Source organism: Mycobacterium sp. E342 (assembly GCF_001667665.1).
GTDB lineage: Bacteria > Actinomycetota > Actinomycetes > Mycobacteriales > Mycobacteriaceae > Mycobacterium.
The window spans coordinates 1-1,846 of the sequence record NZ_LZJM01000145.1 but is presented as its reverse complement, the minus strand read 5'-3'; the positions used below and the strand labels follow the sequence as shown (position 1 = coordinate 1,846).

Annotated in this window: 1 protein-coding gene; it reads right to left on the bottom strand. The window is 65.9% G+C overall.

Translation table 11 applies throughout. From position 1 onward, the window contains the following. Positions 1–1,846: condensation domain-containing protein (locus tag A5692_RS09380; RefSeq protein ID WP_156766003.1), on the bottom strand; the 1,846-nt coding region annotated here is incomplete at both ends.

Here is a 1,846-nt window from a genome sequence, read left to right as displayed (position 1 = left end):
ACCCCACACACCCACCCGGTCCCGCCCCTTGGGCAACGAGTAAGTGCGCTAACCGATTCGCCGACTCATCAAGCTCCTGGTAGGTGATCGACCGGTCCCCGAAGGTCAGCGCCATCGCCTCCGGGGTGCGCGCGACCTGGGCGGCAAACACATCCGGAATCGACACCGCCGGTGTGGCGGGGCGGTCCAACACGCCACGGTTACCCCATTCGTCCAGGCGGGCCTGCTCATCGACGTCGAGCACCTCGACCGAGGAGACTTGCTCGGTGGGGTCGGCGGTCATCGCCGCCAACACCCGCTCCAACCGGATGATCAGGGTGTGGATGGTGTTGGGGTCGAAGATGTCGGTGCGAAATTCCACCGCCCCACTAATCCCGGCCGGCTGGCCCGCCTCGGTGAAGTTCTCGGTCAGAGAGAATGTCAAATCCATGCGCGCGGTGTGGGTTTGCACCGGTATGGGGTTGGCTTGTAGATCCCCCAGGCCCAGCTCGGTCAGGTTGTGGTGTTGCCAGGCCAACATCACCTGCACCAGCGGGTGATGGGCCAGGCTGCGGGCCGGGTGCAGCCGTTCCACCAAGACTTCGAAGGGCACATCTTGGTGCTCAAAGGCGGCCAGGCTGCGCGCCCGCACCTGGCCAAGGAGTTCGGCCACACTGGGGTCGCCGGTCAGATCGACCCGTAGCACCAGGGTGTTAACGAAGAACCCGACCAGCTCATCTAGAGCGGGGTCGCGCCGGCCGGCGATCGGGAACCCCACCGCCACATCAGTACTGGTGCTGAGTTTGGCCAACAAGACTGCTAGGGCGGCTTGGAGCACCATGAAACTGGTGGCGTTGTGGGTGCGGGCCAGCTGGGTGATCTGCTGCTGCAGCTCGGCGGGCCACTCGATCGGGAGGCTGGCCCCGCGATAATCGGCCACCGCGGGATAGGGCCGATCCGTGGGCAACACCAGGCGCTCAGGCATGCCGGCCAGCGCGTGCTGCCAGTAAGCCAATTGCCCGCCGATCCGACTATCCGGATCCTCCAAGTCGCCGAACTGCTCACGCTGCCAGAGTGTGTAATCGGCGTACTGCACCGCCAACGGCACCCAACCCGGGACCTGCCCCACCGTCCGGGCGGCATACGCGGCGCCCAAATCCCGGATCAGCGGGGTGATCGACCAGCCATCCGCAGCGATATGGTGGGCCACCGCCACCAACACACACTCCTGGTCGCCTAACCGGAAAAGCTGCGCCCGCAACGGAATCTCAACCACCAAATCAAACACGTGACTGGCCACCGCCGCGATGGCCTCCTCGAGCCGCTCGTGCGTCCACTCACTGGCATCGATCACCGCCCAGCCGAAATCGACCCCCTCGACCGGCACCACCTGCTGGTGAGGGATCCCGTCGATCGTGGGGAACAGGGTGCGCAGGCTTTCATGGCGGCCCACCACATCACCGATCGCAGCCTGCAGGGCGTCCACGTCGAGTGGCCCCGTGAGGCGCACCGCGACGGGCATGTTGTAAACCGCAGACCGGCCCAGCAACTGATCGATAAACCACAACCGCAACTGGGCAAACGACAACGGCACCCGCTCCGGGCGTGGGCCGGCCACCAGGGGGGTCAGCCCACCCCCAACCCCGGCCTGGATGCGGGGTGCCAACTGGGCGATGGTGGGCGCCTCAAACACCGCCCGCACCGACAAGTCAGCATCCAAGCCGGTGTTGATGGCGGCGATCAGCCGCATCGCCGACAACGAATCCCCACCCAACTCGAAAAACGAATCGTCCACCCCGACCCGCTCGAGGCCGAGGATCTCGGCGTAGATGCCGGCCAGCATTTCCTCGGTCAGATTGCCGGGGGC